A 15,178-nucleotide genomic window follows, 5' to 3' on the forward strand; every position below is an offset into this window, starting at 1 on the left:
GATGAACCCCGTACAGACCCAGCAACTGGCGCAAATCGCCCAACGGGCAGCCAATGCCCCGCACGGTCAACGCACCGCCATTTACAAGGCCGGTGCAGCCGAGCTGGGTGTTTCCCTTCAAACCCTGCAGCGTAAGCTGAAGGAGGTAGCGGTGAGCAAACCTCGTAAACGTCGCAGCGATGCCGGTAACAGCACCTTACCTTTGGATGAAGCGCGGATGATCTCGGCGGTATTGCTGGAGTCCATCCGGGCCAACAACAAGCAGCTGTCTACCATTGAGCGCGCTGTTGAGCGCCTGCGAAGCAACAACCTGATTCTGGCTGGCCGCATAGATGAAGCCTCAGGTGAGTTTCGTCCACTGACTAACAGCGCCATCAGCCGCGCTCTGCGTGCCTACAAACTACACCCTGAGCAGCTGCTGCACGACGCACCCGCCGTATCGCTTGCCAGCAAGCACCCCAACCACGTTTGGCAGGTCGACGCCTCTATCTCGACACAGTTCTATTTGGCAGACGATGGCGCTCGGGTGATGAGGCAGGCCGAGTTCTACGATGGCAAGCCGGGCAACCTCAAGAAAATTGAGCGCCAGCGCCTATGGCGTTACGTGATCACCGACCACACCAGCGGCACGCTGTATGTCGAGTATGTACTGGGCGCGGAGTCGGCTGAGAACCTCTGCACCGTATTGATCAACGCCATGCAGAAGCGCCACGAATCTGACCCATTCCACGGCGTGCCCTGGATGCTGATGACCGACCCTGGCGCGGCCATGACCAGCGGTATCTTCCGCAACCTGTGCCGCGCCATGTCCATCGAACTGATCATTAACCAGGTCGGCAACGCACGGGCCAAGGGGCAGGTGGAGCAGGCCCACAACATCGTTGAGCGCGAATTTGAAAGCGCCTTGAAGTTCCAGGCAGCAACCAGCCTTGAGCAGATCAATAGCTGGGCCGGTGAGTGGATGCGCTATTTCAACGCAACCTCCATTCATACCAGGACACGCCGCAGCCGCTACGGCGTGTGGCAACTGATCAAGCAGGACGAGTTGCGCCTGGCGCCAGGCATTGAGGTTTGCCGCGAACTGGCGGTCAGCACGCCAGAGGAACGCAAGGTCAGCAACCTGCTACGCGTTTCGTTTCGCGGGGACCAGTTCGACGTCAGCTCGGTACCGGAAGTTATGGTTGGCGAAAAGCTGCTGATCACCCGCAATTGCTGGCGCGACAAAGATTCTGCGGTTGTCGTTATGACCGGTGCCGATGGCCGCGAGCATTACCACGTAGTCGAGCGGATCGGCATGGACCAGTTCGGCTTCGCGCAGACCTCGGCCACCATCGGCGAGCAGTACAAGCGCCACGCAGAAACCCCGGCGCAAGTCTCGCGCAATCTGCTGGAACAGATCGCCACCGGCACCACCAACAAAGCCGATGCCGAAGCCGCCCGCAAGGCGAAAACGCTGCCGTTCGGTGGGCTGATCGACCCGCACAAACATGTCACCGACACCGTGCTACCGGCGTACCTGCCACGCCGTGGTACATCCCTGAACGTCAACGCCCCGATTGTCGAGCATGCGCTGCTGTCGCACGTCGAGGCCGCGAAATTGCTGCGCCCACGAATGGCAAACCTTTGGTCAGCCGAATGCTTCAGCTGGCTGCAGCAGCACTACCCGGAGGGCATTGCCCAAGACCAGCTTGATGCCATTGAGGCTGAGCTGAAACGGCCTGTAGAGGTCATGCGCAACCCGCTCAGCCTGGTTCGGGCGGCGGTTGGAGGTGAGTGATGTTGAAACTTAAACACGTTTTACAGGGGGTGGGCCGATCTCAATCGGCCTTGGCCGAATCGCTGAAGCTCAGCGAGGCCTCTATTGCTCAGTTGCTGAACCACGGCCAATGGCCGCGCAGCCTGGACAGCGCCGACCTGCAGGGGCGCATTCGTGTGTTCTTGACCGAGTCCGGCGCCAACGATGCCGATATCGCTAACGCCTTTGAAGAAGTGGACCTGCCGTGCGCCAACACGACAGATCCGGCCCTTAAAGAAGAGCCGTCCGGGGAGGACGAACCTATGTTACTGCCAAAACAAACCCTGCTGCCAACTACTCGTAAGGCATTCAGTCTGTTCCGCGACCCCTTTGATGAACTTTCCTGCGCCAAGGACATGTGGATCAGCCCGGATATCCGCTACGTTCGCGAGGTTATGTACCAGACCGCAAAGCACGGTGGCTTCCTGGCAGTTCAGGGGGAATCAGGTGCGGGCAAAAGCACTTTGCGCCGCGACCTGGTGAACCGAGTCGTTGAGAACAATGACCCGGTGTTGATCATTGAGCCCTATGTACTGGCTTCCGAAGATAACGACACCAAAGGCAAATCGCTGAAAAGCACTCACATTGCCGAGGCAATGATGGCGAGGGTCTCGCCCCTGACCAAACCCAAGAACAGCCCCGAGGCACGCTTTGCCCAGCTGCACAAAGTGTTGAAAGACTCCCACGCCGCAGGCTATCGCCACTGCCTGGTAATCGAGGAGGCCCATAGCCTGCCGATTCCAACGCTCAAACACCTCAAGCGCATCCTGGAGCTGGAGTCCGGTTTCACCAAGCTGGTCAGCATCATCATGATCGGCCAGCCGGAGCTGAGCGTGAAACTGAGCGAGCGCAACGCGGATGTACGTGAAGTGGTGCAGCGGTGCGAGCGGATCATGCTGCCGCCAATCGAAGGCGCACTGCTGGAGGAGTTTCTGAAATTCCGCTTTGAACGCGCAGGCAAGGCGCTGGCCGAGGTGATCGACGCTGGGGGCATCCAGGCCATTGCAGCCCGCCTTTCGCTACCTGGTCGTAATGGGAGTCGAGATACGGCGGTCTCGCTGTTGTACCCGCTGGCAATCGGCAACCTGCTGATCGCCGCGATGAACCTGGCCGCGAATTTGGGCGCGCCCCTTGTAACCGCCGACATTGTGAAGGGGGTGTGAGATGGCCGCTTTATACCTCGTAGGTGTGCAAGTGGAGGAGCGGACCAGCGTTTTGGCTGAAGACTTCACTGTGAAGCTCTCGGCTTACAACGAACTGACCCGTGATATCCGAGACGCCGGTATTGGGATCAAGCACCTGGTGCTGCTGGACAACAAGATCTTTATCGACCACAGCGATATTGAGCTGTTCCTACGGCGGTTCGGGCATGAATTGCGCGGGATGCGTCACTCGCCTGCAGGTCGGTTTACGCGCAACACCGTGACGGTACGGGGTGTTGATGTGGCTTGGTACAGCTTGGTGAAGGAGCAGGACCAATGAACCAGGCCCTCAATGTTTCGATTAAAACCTTGAGAGCAGCTGTTGCCTCCGAAACCCCTACGTTGTTTTGGCAGGACACCATGAAGCATGTGGCGGTGCTCCTGGATCATGCCGAGCGGGTGCCCGATCCATCTCGGGCGTTAGAGGCGGCTCATGCGGCCATTGCTGAAGATCGCTTCTCGGACGCTATCCAACATCTATACCAGGTCATCAGCCACCTGCACGCCGAGTGCAGCGAACACGTCACCCAATTGGCCGGTTTGGTAACAGCCTTTGACGCCGCGCTGAGCCTGCGGCCTCACCTATGGCTGGAGATCGGCTTCAACCGAGTCGTTGGTTGGATGGTCACCGTTTACGACAAAACTGGCGGGATTGAGCGGGTTGTTGTCCAGGCCCAAGGCGTGAACGCCGATGAAACTTGCCAATGGGCCACCTTGCATCTGCAGGCCCTCACAAAGGAGAGCGACCATGTCTGATAGCAATATTCCTCAGGGCTATATGCGTAACGCCATGGGCCACCTGGTCCCTGAAGATCAGGTGCGAGACCAAGACAAGCTGCGCGATCAGGTGACCCGCGAATTAGCAGATGCTGCCAAGGCTCTGAGCCTTGCGCTGAAAAACTTCAAGAAAAAATCCCTCGGCGATGTGGCCGACTTGATCAGCATTGCCGGTGAGCGTTACGGCGTTCAGATGGGTGGCAAGAAGGGCAACGTGACCATCGCCACGTATGACGGCCAGTACAAGGTGCAGCGTTCATATGCCGACCGGCTGACGTTCACCGAGGAAATGGAAGTGGCAAAGGTACTGGTCTACGACTGCATCCGTGCTTGGAGCAAGGGGGCAGACACTCATTTGATGGCTATCGTCGACCGGGTGTTCAGCCCCAACCGTAATGGGCAGATCAAAACCTCCGATGTGTTGGATTTGTTGCGGCTAGAGATTGATGACGATAACTGGAAGGCCGCTATGAAGGCCGTGAAGGACTCCATCATGGTCTCGGGCAGTGCCGTTTACATCCGCGTGTATGAGCGGATCGGCGACTCCGACAACTATAAGGCAATCCCTCTAGACCTGGCGGTGGTGTGACATGACCAAGACACTGATTGAATTTCAGGACCACCACCAGGACTTCCTGGTGTGGACCGTCGATGAGGCTGGCATCGTCACCGGAAGCTGGCCTTACCACTCCAGCCTATGGACTGGAGTAAGAGTCGTAAACCTGGCAAGCCTTAAGGTGGGCAGTTTGGTGGAGTTTCTCCGCGCTGGGGATACTCGTGACCAATGCATTAAATACCCGGTGCGCTCGATACAACCGCTGGTACCGGTGGAGGTTTCGGTACGACAGGACGGTGATGGTTACGTTACCGGCACTGTGCGGGGCAAGCGTGTGTCTTGCACCCATGACTATGAATACCCAGTGAAGCGCCTGGCTGAAAAGCTCTTTCCAGGCGTGTCCGCTGGCGTTGAACGCCTGCCATGCACACCTGTTGGGCGCCTGCATAGCAAGTGGCGTATCACCCCTCTGGAGGGTATGTGACATGGCCGATCAAGTGACTGTAACCACCCGCGACCCAGAGGTCGTAGAGATCCTCAAATGGCTTCAGCAGTGGCATTCCAATCATGTCCAGAAACTGCAGATGATTGTGCAGGCGCCAGCCGATACCGAGTTGGTATTACGCGGCGCAAATGGACAGCAAGTCCTGCTTGTGGGCGACGAACGCAAAGGCTTCAAGGCGGGTTGCGCCACAGCCCTTGATCTGTTTGGCAAGTTCCCACTGACGGTGACGAAGAACGTCAGCCGCGACACAGATTCGGAGGAAAAGTGACATGGACAACAACCGCACTCTGGAAAAAATCAAGAAGTGCCTGGAGATGGCCAAGTCCAAAACCAGCAATCCGCACGAAGCTGAAACCGCGCTACGCCAAGCGCACAAACTGATGGAGATGTACAACCTGGAGGTGGGTGACGTGCTTGCCAGCATGGCGAGCGAACACACGATCCTTGCGGGCTCGGAGGGTTCGCCTCCTGTCTGGCGTGTGCGTCTTGCGCAAGTCTGTGCAGATGCGTTCGGCACCATGATCCTTATTTCCAACCCTCAGTGGAGTGCTGCTCGCTTCATCTTTATTGGCTGCTCAGCCGCACCGGAACTGTCCGGCTACGCATACCAAGTGCTGGCTCGTCAGCTACAAAAGGCCCGTCGTGACTTTTTGGACACACAGAAGCGTTGCAAGCGCTCTACGAAGGCCGCCCGAGGGGATGCCTTCGCCAATGGCTGGCTGGATGCAGTTCACAGCAAAATCCAAGCGTTTGCGGGCGTAGAAGACAACATCGCCGAAGCGATTGACGCCTTCATGAAAAAACATCATCCAGACGTAAAAAGCGTTGAACTCAAGCGGCGCAAGGTCAAAGCGCGCAATGAGGGCGCCGGTGACGCGGGCTATGAAGCGGGCAAGTCCGCCCAACTGCACCAGGCGGTGAACCATCAGCCTCGCGCACGCTTGACCATGGGGGTTTGACATGAGCGCTGCAGAAAAGAAGTACGACACCCTAGTAGTTGAAGGCTTGGGTAATGAAGTGCCTCGGGCAATCGGCGAAGGGCGAGTGGCCGCGTGGTCTTCGGGTCATGCACTGGACGACAAACTCGAAATGGAGGACTTCATCCGCGAATTGTCTTATGGCGACATTGAAGATCCGCAGCAGGCCGCTATTGAGCTGATGGGGCGACAAAAATGGGCATGAACAGCACGGGGAAACTCTCAGCCGGTGTACTGGAGTTCCTGGCGATCTGCGATCAATGCCAGCGCCCCCGTAACACTGGTAATCACGCCAAATGCAGCAAGATCCGGCAACGGATTCATGCCGCTCGTAACCAGCAGAACGGCAACACACGCTCGATGAAAGGAGGTGACCAGTGAAAACCGCGCCGTCCAACCCGAACCGCCTGCGTCTGATCAAGCTGATCCACGTTGCTCGACGCGAGTTGCGCATGGATGACGATACCTATCGCCTCCTGTTGGCTGGCATGACGGGATTGGATGGCGCTACGTCCACCGCTGATTTGAGCGTTCCAAACCTGCTAAGGGTTTTGGAACAGCTCAAGCTGCGGGGCTTTAAGGTTCGTCCAAGCAATCAACCTAAGCGGCCTTTAGCCGACGACGTCCAGTCGAAGAAGATCCGCTCTCTGTGGCTGACGCTGCATGAACTGGGCGCCGTCCGTGATCCTTCTGAGGCTGCATTGGCCAAGTTTGTGCTGGGCATGACCCGCGTCGCTGCGTTGCAGTGGCTCACCACTGCTCAGGCCAGCCGGGTAATTGAAAATCTGAAACAGTGGCTACTGCGCGTTGAAAGCGCGGATAGCGGCAGGAGTGACGTATGACCGACTTCCGAAGCAAGGGCCCCGAGCTGCTGGTTGACCTTACAGACCACATTGCAATAGCTCTCGTAGAGCTGGCCTCGATGGAGAGCGGAACCGCTCAGCAGGTCGCCGGGGAAATTACTGATCGTATGTCCGCGCACTGGGGCGGGCAGAACATCTACTTTCCCATCGGCCAGTCAATCAAGCTGAGTCGCCGAGATCGTCAGATCTACGATGACTTCAACGGCTCGAATCACCGGGAGCTGGTAGCCAAATACGGCGCTTCGTTACAGTGGATTTACAAGATCGTGAAGGCGGTGCGCAAGGAAGAGCTGGCCCGCCGACAGAAGGATCTGTTCGCTGATGATATGGAGGGCCGTACCTCGCCACCCGATGGCTAAACAGTGGCTGATTTCATTTGCAGCGTGTGCAAGGTTATTTCATAGTTCGTTCAGAGTAGACCGGTTTCTCCCGGAGTATCCCAGGATTACCTCGCACACCCCCCTGTACTTATCTCACTCCTATACACACACCGCCATCGGGGGCAAGCCCCCTTCCACATTTTTACCGCGTTGAGTCAGTTGCCCAGGCTGATGCCATTGGCTGGCAACGGCAACGCCGTCTTGTAGCGCACTTGCTTCAAGGCAAAGCTGGAGCGAATGTTGGCCACCCCCGGCACCTTGGTCAAAAAGTCCATCATGAAACGCTCCAGCGACTGGATCGTCGGCACCAGCACCCGGATCAAATAATCCGGATCACCCGCCATCAGGTAGCACTCCATCACCTCGGGCCGGTCCGAGATCGCCCCTTCGAACTGCTGCAACGCCAACTCATTCTGCTTTTCCAGGCTTACATGGATGAACACGTTGACGTGCAGCCCCAACAGGTCGGCATCCAGCAGCGTGACCTGCTCACGAATCAGGCCCAGTTCTTCCATCGCCTTGACCCGGTTGAAACACGGCGTGGGCGACAGGTTGACCGAGCGGGCCAGGTCGGCGTTGGTGATGCGGGCGTTCTCCTGCAGGGCGTTGAGAATGCCAATATCGGTACGGTCCAGTTTGCGCATGAGACAAAATCACCTGTTTATTATGTTTATGCAGTTTTTTTATCCGCAAATGACGGTGAGCGCAATGAAACACAGATAAATATTCTTCTACGCCACGCCTATGATTGTTGTAGGACAAGATTTCTTCTACCCGAAGACTGACTGTCAGCTAGCGCGCCCACTACAAGAAATTCACAAGATAGAGCGTAGAAAGCCATGACCCAGCCGTATGCACCGCTGCGCCTGCACGTTCCCGAACCTTCGGGCCGTCCAGGCTGCAAGACCGACTTCACCTACCTGCGTCTGACCGACGCCGGCCTGGTACGCAAACCCGCCATCGACGTAGAACCCGCCGACACCGCCGACCTGGCCAAGGGCCTGATCCGCGTGCTCGACGACCAGGGCCAGGCACTTGGGCCGTGGGCCGAGGGTGTTTCGACCGAGATCATGCGCAAAGGCATGCGCGCCATGCTCAAGACGCGCATCTTCGACAACCGCATGGTGGTTGCCCAGCGCCAGAAAAAAATGTCGTTCTACATGCAAAGCCTTGGCGAAGAAGCCATCGGCAGCGCCCAGGCCCTGGCCTTGAACATCGACGACATGTGCTTCCCCACCTATCGCCAGCAAAGCATTCTGATGGCCCGCGACGTGCCGCTGGTAGACCTGATCTGCCAACTGCTGTCCAACGAGCGCGACCCGCTCAAGGGTCGCCAGTTGCCGATCATGTACTCGGTCAAAGAGGCGGGTTTCTTCACCATTTCCGGCAACCTCGCCACCCAATTCGTGCAGGGCGTGGGTTGGGGCATGGCTTCGGCGATCAAGGGCGATACCAAGATCGCCTCGGCCTGGATCGGCGACGGCGCCACCGCTGAATCAGACTTCCACACCGCCCTCACCTTCGCCCACGTCTACCGCGCGCCGGTAATTCTCAACGTGGTCAATAATCAATGGGCCATCTCCACCTTCCAGGCCATCGCCGGCGGTGAAGCCACCACTTTCGCCGGACGCGGCGTGGGCTGCGGCATCGCCTCACTGCGCGTGGACGGCAATGACTTTATCGCGGTGTATGCCGCCTCGGCCTGGGCTGCCGAACGCGCACGGCGCAACCTGGGGCCAACGTTGATCGAGTGGGTCACCTACCGAGCCGGCCCGCACTCCACCTCCGATGATCCGTCCAAATACCGTCCAGCCGACGACTGGAGCCACTTCCCATTGGGCGACCCGATTGCCCGTCTCAAGCAGCACCTGATCAAGATTGGCCAGTGGTCCGAAGAGGAACATGCGGCGGTCAGTGCCGAACTTGAAGCCGAAGTGGTCAAGGCGCAGAAGGAAGCCGAACAGTACGGCACCCTCGCCGGCGGGCAGATTCCAAGCGCCGCGACCATGTTCGAGGACGTCTATAAAGAGATGCCGGAGCACTTGAAGCGCCAGCGTCAAGAGTTGGGGGTGTGACATGAACGACCACAACAACAGCATCGAACTGGAAACCGCCATGACCACCACCACCATGACCATGATCCAGGCGCTGCGCTCGGCCATGGATGTGATGCTCGAACGTGACGACAACGTGGTGGTGTTCGGCCAGGACGTCGGCTACTTCGGCGGCGTATTCCGTTGCACCGAAGGTTTGCAGACCAAATACGGCAGCTCGCGGGTGTTTGACGCACCGATCTCGGAAAGCGGCATCGTCGGCGTAGCCGTGGGCATGGGTGCGTATGGCCTGCGTCCGGTGGCGGAAATCCAGTTCGCCGACTATGTCTACCCCGCCACCGACCAGATCATTTCCGAAGCGGCGCGCCTGCGCTATCGCTCGGCCGGCCAGTTCACCGCGCCCTTGACCATGCGTATGCCCTGCGGTGGCGGCATCTATGGTGGCCAGACCCACAGCCAGAGTATCGAAGCGGTGTTCACCCAGGTCTGCGGCCTGCGCACGGTGATGCCATCCAACCCCTACGACGCCAAGGGCCTGCTGATCGCCTCCATCGAGAACGATGACCCGGTGATCTTCCTGGAACCCAAGCGCCTGTATAACGGCCCGTTCGACGGCCACCACGATCGCCCGGTAACGCCGTGGTCAAAACACCCGCAAGCGCAGGTACCGGACGGTTACTACACCGTGCCCCTGGACGTGGCCGCCATCGTGCGCCCAGGTTCGGCTGTGACGGTGCTGACCTATGGCACCACCGTGTATGTGTCGCAAGTTGCCGCCGAAGAAACCGGCATCGACGCCGAAGTCATCGATCTGCGCAGCCTGTGGCCGCTGGATTTGGAAACCATCGTCAAGTCGGTGAAAAAGACCGGCCGTTGCGTGGTGGTGCATGAAGCCACGCGCACCTGCGGCTTTGGCGCCGAACTGGTATCGCTGGTGCAAGAGCACTGCTTCCACCACCTGGAAGCGCCGATCGAGCGTGTCACCGGTTGGGACACGCCCTACCCGCACGCGCAGGAGTGGGCGTATTTCCCAGGGCCGTCCCGAGTGGGCGCGGCGTTGAAACGGGTCATGGAGGTCTGAATGGGCACGCACGTTATCAAGATGCCGGACATTGGCGAAGGCATCGCGGAAGTTGAGTTGTCGGTGTGGCATGTGAAGGTCGGCGACCTGGTGGTTGAAGACCAGGTGCTGGCGGATGTGATGACCGACAAGGCGATGGTGGATATTCCCTCGCCGGTCCACGGCAAGGTGATTTCCCTGGGCGGCGAGCCGGGTGAAGTCATGGCGGTGGGAAGTATTTTGATCAGCATTGAAGTCGAAGGCGCAGGCAACACCAAGGAGGTGCCGGTGGCTGCCGAACCGGTGAAGGCGGCGCCCGTGGCCGAAGCCAAACCGGCACCCGCACCGGTAGAAAGCAAACCCGCGCCTACCGTGAAGGCGCCGCAAGCACCCGTGGCCCGCGAAGCCAGCGAGCGCCCGTTGGCCTCCCCGGCCGTGCGCAAACATGCGCTGGATGCCGGGATTCAACTGCGTCTGGTCCATGGCACAGGGCCTGCGGGCCGGATTCTGCACGAAGACCTGGAGGCGTACCTGCACCAGGGGCCGGCCACCAGCGCCAGCGCCGCCAACCCTTACGCCGAGCGCAATGATGAACACCAGATCCCGGTGATCGGTATGCGCCGCAAGATCGCCCAGCGTATGCAGGACGCCACCCGGCGCGCCGCGCATTTCAGCTACGTGGAAGAAATCGACGTCACCGCCCTCGACGAGTTGCGCGTGCATCTCAACGAAAAGCACGGTGCGACACGCGGCAAGCTGACCCTGCTGCCGTTTATCGTACGGGCCATGGTGGTGGCGCTGCGCGACTTCCCGCAGATCAACGCTCGCTACGACGACGAAGCCCAGGTCATTACCCGCCTCGGCGCGGTACATGTGGGCGTCGCCACGCAAAGCGACGTGGGCCTGATGGTGCCGGTGGTGCGTCACGCCGAAGCCCGCAGCCTGTGGGGCACTGCCGAAGAAATCGTGCGCCTGGCCAACGCCGCACGCACAGGCAAGGCCAGCCGTGAAGAGCTGTCCGGCTCGACCATCACCCTGACCAGCCTGGGCGCCCTGGGCGGCATCGTCAGCACGCCGGTGCTGAACCTGCCGGAAGTGGCCATCGTCGGCGTCAACCGCATCGTCGAACGGCCCATGGTGATCAAGGGCCAGATCGTGGTGCGCAAGATGATGAACCTCTCCAGCTCCTTCGATCACCGCGTGGTCGACGGCATGGACGCGGCGCAATTCATCCAGGCCATTCGCGGCCTGCTCGAACAACCCGCCAGCCTGTTCCTGGAGTAAGGGCATGACTCAGACATTGCACACCACGCTGCTGATTATCGGCGGCGGCCCTGGCGGCTATGTGGCGGCGATTCGCGCCGGCCAGCTGGGCATCCCCACCATACTGGTGGAAGGCCAGGCACTGGGCGGCACCTGCCTGAACATCGGCTGCATTCCCTCCAAGGCGCTGATCCATGTAGCCGAGCAGTTCCAGCAGACCGTGCATCACAGCCAGGGCTCACAACTGGGCATTGAAGTGGATGTGCCGACCCTGGACATCCGCAAAAGCGTGGAATGGAAAGACGGCATCGTCGATCGCCTGACCACGGGTGTCGCCGCGCTGCTGAAAAAACACAAGGTGCAGGTCGTTCACGGTTGGGCCAAGGTTATCGACGGCAAGACTGTCGAGGTGGGCGACCAGCGCATCCAGTGCGAACACCTGCTGCTGGCCACCGGCTCGAAAAGTGTCAACCTGCCGATGCTGCCGATTGGCGGGCCGATCATCTCGTCCACCGAAGCCTTGGCACCGACCCGCGTGCCCAAGCGCCTGATTGTGGTGGGCGGCGGTTATATCGGCCTGGAACTGGGTATCGCCTATCGCAAGCTCGGTGCCGAGGTCAGTGTGGTCGAGGCCCAGGAACATATCCTGCCCGCCTACGATGCCGAGCTGACCTTGCCGGTGGCCGAGTCCCTGAAGAAACTCGGGGTGAAGCTGTACCTGGAACACAGCGTCACTGGCTTTGCCGACAACAAGCTGCAAGTGCGTGCGCCCAATGGCGACACCTTGGCGCTGGACACCGACCAGGTACTGGTAGCCGTTGGGCGCAAACCCAACACCCAAGGCTGGAACCTCGAAGCGCTGAACCTGGACATGAACGGCGCGGCGATCAAGATCGACAGCCGTTGCCAGACCAGCATGCGCAATGTGTATGCCATCGGCGACCTCAGCGGCGAACCGATGCTGGCGCACCGGGCCATGGCCCAGGGCGAGATGGTGGCCGAACTGATCAGCGGCAAGACCCGCGAATTCAACCCGGCCGCGATTCCAGCGGTGTGCTTTACCGACCCGGAACTGGTGGTGGTCGGCAAGACCCCGGACGAGGCCAAGGCTGCCGGGCTGGACTGCATCGTGTCGAGCTTCCCGTTCGCCGCCAATGGCCGGGCCATGACGCTTGAGTCCAAGGCTGGCTTCGTGCGGGTGGTGGCGCGGCGTGACAATCATCTGATTGTCGGTTGGCAAGCCGTGGGGGCTGGGGTGTCCGAGCTGTCTACCGCGTTCGGCCTGAGCCTGGAAATGGGCTCGCGCCTTGAGGATGTGGCCGGCACTATTCACGCCCATCCGACCCTTGGCGAGGCGGTGCAGGAAGCGGCATTGCGGGCACTGGGCCACGCCTTGCATCTGTGAAACCGCGGTGACGCTATCGCAGGCAAGCCAGCTCCCACATTTGGAATGCAGTCAAATGTGGGAGCCGGGCTTGCCCGCGATGACGGTGGACCAGCCAATACAAAGGCTCAATGGTCCACCCACCCGCTCCCACACAAGCCAAGAATGCAGTATTGTTGCTCCCATCCAGTAAAAAATCCGACTTGACCAGAGATAGAGGGTGTCATGGGTAACGAAAGCATCAATTGGGACAAGCTGGGTTTTGACTACATCAAGACCGACAAGCGGTTTCTCCAGGTCTGGAAAAACGGCGAATGGCAGGAAGGCACCCTGACCGACGACAACGTGCTGCACATCAGCGAGGGCTCCACCGCCCTGCACTATGGCCAGCAATGCTTCGAGGGGCTGAAGGCCTATCGCTGCAAGGACGGTTCGATCAACCTGTTCCGCCCGGACCAGAACGCTGCACGTATGCAACGCAGCTGTGCCCGCCTGTTGATGCCGCATGTGTCGACCGAAGACTTCATCGACGCCTGCAAACAAGTGGTCAAGGCCAACGAGCGTTTCATCCCGCCGTATGGCAGTGGCGGCGCGCTGTACCTGCGCCCGTTCGTGATCGGCACCGGTGACAATATCGGCGTACGCTCTGCGCCGGAGTTCATCTTCTCGGTGTTCGCCATCCCGGTCGGGGCCTACTTCAAAGGCGGCCTGGTGCCACATAACTTCCAGATCTCCACCTTCGACCGCGCTGCGCCGCAAGGCACCGGTGCCGCCAAGGTCGGTGGCAACTACGCCGCCAGCCTGATGCCGGGCTCTGAAGCAAAGAAATCCGGCTTCGCCGACGCGATCTACCTGGACCCGATGACTCACTCGAAAATCGAAGAAGTCGGCTCGGCCAACTTCTTCGGGATCACCCACGACAACCAGTTCATCACGCCGAAGTCGCCTTCGGTGCTGCCAGGCATCACCCGCCTGTCGCTGATGGAACTGGCCCAGACCCGCCTGGGCCTGGACGTGGTCGAGGGCGAAGTGTTCATCGACAAACTGGACCAGTTCAAGGAAGCCGGCGCCTGCGGTACTGCTGCGGTGATTTCGCCGATCGGCGGCATCCAGCACAACGGCAAGATGCACGTGTTCCACAGCGAAACCGAAGTCGGCCCGGTTACCCAGAAGCTCTACAAAGAGCTGACCGGTGTGCAGACCGGTGACGTTGAAGCGCCAGCGGGTTGGATCGTCAAGGTCTAAGCCAGCGACACCGCAATACACTGTGGGAGGGGCAAGTCGAATCGTCGCACCGCCCCTCCCACATTTGATCTCCAGTATTTTCAGGACTGAGGAATATTCCCGGCAATCTTCTTGCCCATACTGATCCTCGGCTCCACCCCATACCCCAACGCCTCATAAAACCCCACCACGACGTCATTGCCGCCGGTGATCTGCAGGTTGATCTTCATGCAGCCCAAGGCCGTCAACGCCTGCTCGGCATGGCGCACCAGTGACGATCCCAAACCATGGCGACGATAGTCTTCATGCACCGCCACCGAGTACAACCAGCCACGATGGCCGTCATAGCCCGCGAGAATCGTACCAATCACGGCTTTCTTGTCGGTGGCCACGAAGAACAACCCATCGTTGACCGCCAGCTTCTTGTCAATCGCCAGGCTCGGCAGGTTATGCGCGGTGTCATAGCCAAACGCTTGCTGCCATAACTCAATCACTTGGGCGCGATGCTGCCGGTCGCGGTAGGGGCCGATGGGATGCCGTGACAGCAAGGTCTTTTCCATGACCAGCGTGCGCTCGTTGCCATGGTAGACATCGCGCACGGTGTGAAAACCCAGCTTGCTGTAGAACGGCTCGGCGGTCAGTGAGGACGGTACACTCAACACTGTCACCCCGGCTTCGCGGGCACGCAGTTCGATCTCGATCATCAACAAACGGCCGATACCCTGCCCTTGCAGCTCGGGATTGACGAAGACCGAACGCACCACGTTGGCATCAAGGGCAGCGGTGGCGACGATTGAATGGTCCTGGGTAGCCACCAGCACAATACGGCGGTTGAGCAGTTCCAGAACCGCATCGGGCGTGAAGTGAGTGGCGACGCGAGCAATCACATCTGCTGGATAATCCCGTGCATTGCTGCTGTGCAAGGCCGCCAGAATGACCTGGCTGATGCCCTGGGCATCGGCTGCTTGGGCGAGACGAACAACGGTCGACATGACTCCTCCTGGCTGGCGCGACTGTAATGAACACCCCACTGTGCATGTGGAAGGGAGCTTGATCCCGATAGCGGTGGGTCAGCTAAAGATAAGCTATACGCCTCGTTGATGCCCTGCATATCGATCATTTCCACATCCCGGACAAC

General features: G+C 59.6%; 18 protein-coding genes. 16 read left to right on the forward strand and 2 right to left on the reverse strand.

The window, feature by feature from the left end:
- Window position 1: 1 nt before the first annotated feature.
- From PSEBG33_RS10200 to PSEBG33_RS10145, 11 genes are all read left to right on the forward strand, one after another.
- Complete coding sequence (locus PSEBG33_RS10200) at window positions 2–1,777, forward strand: DDE-type integrase/transposase/recombinase (protein ID WP_005789418.1); 1,776 nt, start codon at window positions 2–4, stop codon at window positions 1,775–1,777.
- Entirely contained in the window at window positions 1,777–2,958 is a 1,182-nt protein-coding gene (locus tag PSEBG33_RS10195) for an ExeA family protein (protein ID WP_005789420.1), read from the forward strand. Before PSEBG33_RS10200 ends, PSEBG33_RS10195 begins: the two co-directional genes overlap by 1 nt.
- A 1-nt stretch (window position 2,959) precedes the next feature.
- Window positions 2,960–3,277, forward strand: coding sequence for a hypothetical protein (locus PSEBG33_RS10190; RefSeq protein ID WP_032803621.1), 318 nt, complete (start codon window positions 2,960–2,962; stop codon window positions 3,275–3,277).
- Window positions 3,274–3,753 carry a hypothetical protein gene (locus PSEBG33_RS10185; RefSeq protein WP_005789423.1) on the forward strand — a complete coding sequence of 160 codons (480 nt, stop codon included), beginning with the start codon at window positions 3,274–3,276 and terminating at the stop codon, window positions 3,751–3,753. Before PSEBG33_RS10190 ends, PSEBG33_RS10185 begins: the two co-directional genes overlap by 4 nt.
- Window positions 3,746–4,363, forward strand: a complete 618-nt coding sequence (locus PSEBG33_RS10180) for a DUF3164 family protein (protein WP_005789425.1) — start codon at window positions 3,746–3,748, stop codon at window positions 4,361–4,363. The genes PSEBG33_RS10185 and PSEBG33_RS10180 overlap by 8 nt, the downstream gene beginning before the upstream one ends.
- Before the next feature lies 1 nt (window position 4,364).
- Window positions 4,365–4,814: a hypothetical protein gene (locus PSEBG33_RS10175; protein WP_005789428.1), complete on the forward strand. Its 450-nt coding sequence runs from the start codon at window positions 4,365–4,367 to the stop codon at window positions 4,812–4,814.
- Between the two features lies 1 nt (window position 4,815).
- Window positions 4,816–5,103 (forward strand): hypothetical protein, encoded by a 288-nt coding sequence (locus PSEBG33_RS10170; RefSeq protein WP_005789429.1) that lies wholly within the window; start codon window positions 4,816–4,818, stop codon window positions 5,101–5,103.
- Window position 5,104: 1 nt separating this feature from the next.
- Window positions 5,105–5,794 carry a DUF2786 domain-containing protein gene (locus tag PSEBG33_RS10165; RefSeq protein WP_005789431.1) on the forward strand — a complete coding sequence of 230 codons (690 nt, stop codon included), beginning with the start codon at window positions 5,105–5,107 and terminating at the stop codon, window positions 5,792–5,794.
- 1 nt (window position 5,795) lies between these two features.
- Window positions 5,796–6,017: a hypothetical protein gene (locus tag PSEBG33_RS10160; protein WP_005789433.1), complete on the forward strand. Its 222-nt coding sequence runs from the start codon at window positions 5,796–5,798 to the stop codon at window positions 6,015–6,017.
- Window positions 6,018–6,189: 172 nt separating this feature from the next.
- The gene (locus PSEBG33_RS10150; RefSeq protein ID WP_005789436.1) at window positions 6,190–6,654 is read left to right on the forward strand and encodes a gp16 family protein; all 465 of its coding nucleotides are present in this window, start codon (window positions 6,190–6,192) and stop codon (window positions 6,652–6,654) included.
- A complete protein-coding gene (locus PSEBG33_RS10145; RefSeq protein ID WP_005789438.1) occupies window positions 6,651–7,034 on the forward strand; it encodes a Mor transcription activator family protein in 384 nt (127 codons plus the stop codon). The genes PSEBG33_RS10150 and PSEBG33_RS10145 overlap by 4 nt, the downstream gene beginning before the upstream one ends.
- 176 nt (window positions 7,035–7,210) lie before the next feature.
- Here PSEBG33_RS10145 and bkdR read toward each other — a convergent pair whose 3' ends face one another.
- Window positions 7,211–7,699, reverse strand: coding sequence for a Bkd operon transcriptional regulator BkdR (gene bkdR, locus PSEBG33_RS10140; protein WP_005789440.1), 489 nt, complete (start codon window positions 7,697–7,699; stop codon window positions 7,211–7,213).
- Window positions 7,700–7,894: 195 nt separating this feature from the next.
- Here bkdR and PSEBG33_RS10135 point away from each other — a divergent pair, with 195 nt between their 5' ends.
- From PSEBG33_RS10135 to PSEBG33_RS10115, 5 genes are all read left to right on the forward strand, one after another.
- Window positions 7,895–9,130, forward strand: coding sequence for a 3-methyl-2-oxobutanoate dehydrogenase (2-methylpropanoyl-transferring) subunit alpha (locus PSEBG33_RS10135; RefSeq protein ID WP_005789442.1), 1,236 nt, complete (start codon window positions 7,895–7,897; stop codon window positions 9,128–9,130).
- A gap of 1 nt (window position 9,131) precedes the next feature.
- Window positions 9,132–10,190: an alpha-ketoacid dehydrogenase subunit beta gene (locus tag PSEBG33_RS10130; protein ID WP_005789444.1), complete on the forward strand. Its 1,059-nt coding sequence runs from the start codon at window positions 9,132–9,134 to the stop codon at window positions 10,188–10,190.
- Window positions 10,191–11,453, forward strand: coding sequence for a dihydrolipoamide acetyltransferase family protein (locus tag PSEBG33_RS10125; protein WP_005789446.1), 1,263 nt, complete (start codon window positions 10,191–10,193; stop codon window positions 11,451–11,453).
- Window positions 11,454–11,457: 4 nt separating this feature from the next.
- On the forward strand, window positions 11,458–12,837 hold the full coding sequence (gene lpdA, locus PSEBG33_RS10120) for a dihydrolipoyl dehydrogenase (RefSeq protein WP_005789448.1): 1,380 nt from the start codon (window positions 11,458–11,460) through the stop codon (window positions 12,835–12,837).
- 204 nt (window positions 12,838–13,041) lie between these two features.
- Entirely contained in the window at window positions 13,042–14,061 is a 1,020-nt protein-coding gene (locus tag PSEBG33_RS10115) for a branched-chain amino acid aminotransferase (protein WP_005789450.1), read from the forward strand.
- 80 nt (window positions 14,062–14,141) lie between these two features.
- Here the strand turns inward: PSEBG33_RS10115 and PSEBG33_RS28865 are convergent, their stop codons facing one another.
- Entirely contained in the window at window positions 14,142–15,032 is an 891-nt protein-coding gene (locus PSEBG33_RS28865) for a GNAT family acetyltransferase (RefSeq protein ID WP_005789452.1), read from the reverse strand.
- Between the last annotated feature and the right edge of the window lie 146 nt (window positions 15,033–15,178).

The sequence above is a fragment of the Pseudomonas synxantha BG33R genome (assembly GCF_000263715.2).
In the GTDB taxonomy this organism is placed as follows: Bacteria; Pseudomonadota; Gammaproteobacteria; order Pseudomonadales; family Pseudomonadaceae; genus Aquipseudomonas; species Aquipseudomonas synxantha_A.

Bases quoted from the DNA above. Each gene is read 5' to 3' on its own strand.
- PSEBG33_RS10200 (WP_005789418.1), top strand. From the start codon at position 2: ATGAACCCCGTACAGACCCAGCAACTGGCGCAAATCGCCCAACGGGCA.
- PSEBG33_RS10195 (WP_005789420.1), top strand. From the start codon at position 1,777: ATGTTGAAACTTAAACACGTTTTACAGGGGGTGGGCCGATCTCAATCG.
- PSEBG33_RS10190 (WP_032803621.1), top strand. From the start codon at position 2,960: ATGGCCGCTTTATACCTCGTAGGTGTGCAAGTGGAGGAGCGGACCAGC.
- PSEBG33_RS10185 (WP_005789423.1), top strand. From the start codon at position 3,274: ATGAACCAGGCCCTCAATGTTTCGATTAAAACCTTGAGAGCAGCTGTT.
- PSEBG33_RS10180 (WP_005789425.1), top strand. From the start codon at position 3,746: ATGTCTGATAGCAATATTCCTCAGGGCTATATGCGTAACGCCATGGGC.
- PSEBG33_RS10175 (WP_005789428.1), top strand. From the start codon at position 4,365: ATGACCAAGACACTGATTGAATTTCAGGACCACCACCAGGACTTCCTG.
- PSEBG33_RS10170 (WP_005789429.1), top strand. From the start codon at position 4,816: ATGGCCGATCAAGTGACTGTAACCACCCGCGACCCAGAGGTCGTAGAG.
- PSEBG33_RS10165 (WP_005789431.1), top strand. From the start codon at position 5,105: ATGGACAACAACCGCACTCTGGAAAAAATCAAGAAGTGCCTGGAGATG.
- PSEBG33_RS10160 (WP_005789433.1), top strand. From the start codon at position 5,796: ATGAGCGCTGCAGAAAAGAAGTACGACACCCTAGTAGTTGAAGGCTTG.
- PSEBG33_RS10145 (WP_005789438.1), top strand. From the start codon at position 6,651: ATGACCGACTTCCGAAGCAAGGGCCCCGAGCTGCTGGTTGACCTTACA.
- bkdR (WP_005789440.1), bottom strand. From the start codon at position 7,699: ATGCGCAAACTGGACCGTACCGATATTGGCATTCTCAACGCCCTGCAG.
- PSEBG33_RS10135 (WP_005789442.1), top strand. From the start codon at position 7,895: ATGACCCAGCCGTATGCACCGCTGCGCCTGCACGTTCCCGAACCTTCG.
- PSEBG33_RS10130 (WP_005789444.1), top strand. From the start codon at position 9,132: ATGAACGACCACAACAACAGCATCGAACTGGAAACCGCCATGACCACC.
- PSEBG33_RS10125 (WP_005789446.1), top strand. From the start codon at position 10,191: ATGGGCACGCACGTTATCAAGATGCCGGACATTGGCGAAGGCATCGCG.
- lpdA (WP_005789448.1), top strand. From the start codon at position 11,458: ATGACTCAGACATTGCACACCACGCTGCTGATTATCGGCGGCGGCCCT.
- PSEBG33_RS10115 (WP_005789450.1), top strand. From the start codon at position 13,042: ATGGGTAACGAAAGCATCAATTGGGACAAGCTGGGTTTTGACTACATC.
- PSEBG33_RS28865 (WP_005789452.1), bottom strand. From the start codon at position 15,032: ATGTCGACCGTTGTTCGTCTCGCCCAAGCAGCCGATGCCCAGGGCATC.